At 60.1% G+C, this 1,825-nt stretch carries 1 protein-coding gene; it reads left to right on the forward strand.

The features are described 5' to 3' along the window. Window positions 1-204: 204 nt before the first annotated feature. Entirely contained in the window at window positions 205-1,800 is a 1,596-nt protein-coding gene (locus E1297_RS02245) for a PcfJ domain-containing protein (RefSeq protein ID WP_155133361.1), read from the forward strand. Window positions 1,801-1,825 lie beyond the last annotated feature (25 nt).

A 1,825-nucleotide genomic window follows, 5' to 3' on the forward strand; every position in this document is an offset into this window, starting at 1 on the left:
CCGTCCTTCAGGTCGGGGAAGACGTTAAGTCCGTTACGCTTCTTCTTCGGGCAGGCGGGTGCAATATCGCTTCGATTCCTTTAAAAGAAGGTAAGCCACCGGGGTAACGTTGAACCGGAAACCCCTTGTTTTGGAAATTGGACACATTCGAAACCGTGAGATAAACAGGATTCATGGAACTGGTGTCTTTTCGGGGTGAATTCATTGCAGACGATCGGAACCAAGGCCGTTCATCCGGCTATCTCAGAAATCACGTCGCGTGCCTCCCGGGTTGAAGTGGGACTTTGGCAGGAGCGGGCGCTCAAGAAGGCGCTGAAGCGTGGACCGGCCGACCACCTGCGTCGGGTGACTAGCCTTTCGGGGCTAAAGAACGCGATGAAGGCGGACGATGTCCCTCGACCCGCGAGCAGAAGGATCATCAAGGCTTTCGAAGGGGGTGAGGTGTTCCTCGTTCCGGACAAGCGAGGGGTCGCTCGCCTTCTTAGGAAAGCAATGGAAGTCCTGGATTGGTTCGACTCCATGCCGGACGATGACCGCCACCTGAAGAGGATCGACAGGATTTCGTGGGGCGAGGCGGTCGCGGCCTCCGACCTTTGGCATGGGAGGCTAGCCGGACGCCGGGCGATGGAGATCGAGATTGCTGCCGGAGACGTGAGGACGCTTCACGAATTCGAGGACGGCGGCCGCGTCGTGGACCTCCTGACAGCGAACGCCCTGAAGGACGAAGGCGCGCGGATGGCGCATTGCGTCGGCGGTTACTGGGCCGTCGTCAAGCGCGGAGAAGCGCGGATACTCTCGGTCCGGGACACCCACAACGCCCCCCACGTCACGATCGAGCTTCGGCGTCCGCCTAGCATCATGGTTCACGGTCACGGGCGCCTGTTCGTGGATAGGAAGCCGGAAAACGGCGTTCAGCGGGTCTCCGGCATCAAGGGGAATTGGCAGGCCGTCCAGATCCGGGGCAAGCAAAACGCCCCTCCGGTCGTGAAGTGGGGACGCAAGGTGAGGGAATTCCTGTCCGCGGCGGGCCTCGACGTGCGCGATGTGGACTTTAGGTACTCGATCAAGGGAAACGCTCCGCTGACCGTCTATGCCGTCAACGGATCCTACTACTCTAATCCGGATGCGGCCGCCGACCAGGGTGAGGCAGTCGTGCTCAAGACTGTAGCCAGGGGTGGGAAATTCCCGCTATCCTACAAGGCGTCGGGGCTGGCGGCCGTCCACGGTTGCGTCTCGGACGGCGCGAGGGTTGTTAAGTTCCTTAACGATGGCGGACCACTCGAAACGCGCGAGGCACCCCTGATATCCATCATGAACAAGAGCCTGACCGCGATGCATCACCGCGTACCCCTGCGCCCCTTGTTAGCTCTGGTCATCGGCAACAGGGACGATGTCTTCGCCGACGTTGTCGCGCGCATAGCGCCGGGGCTGGAGGAATTGGTGTCGGTGATGGAGTCTAATCCGGGGAACCTTCACGTCATCAAGGACAAGGACGGAACCTTCGGCGACAAGGAGATCAAGTCCGCGTTGCTGATGTGCGGCCTGGGCCAGCGTTTCGCCGAGGCGATCGCGAAGAACGAGAAAGCGCTCCGCCTGACGGTCTCAGATGTCCGCCTCACGGTGAAGCGCGCGAGGCGGGCCGGAACGGAGTGCGCGGAGAGCATCAATCGAGCGACCAACCTTCTCTCAGATGGATTCGAGACAAGGATTCAGCGACTGATAAGGGAGCGTGGCGTGATCTGCGCCTTTGAAAGAGACACGAGTAAGGATTCATCTCTCATTTCTGGACTAAAATATTAACGTCTTACCCGCCCTGAAGGACGGG

The organism is Roseibium sp. RKSG952 (assembly GCF_009711355.1).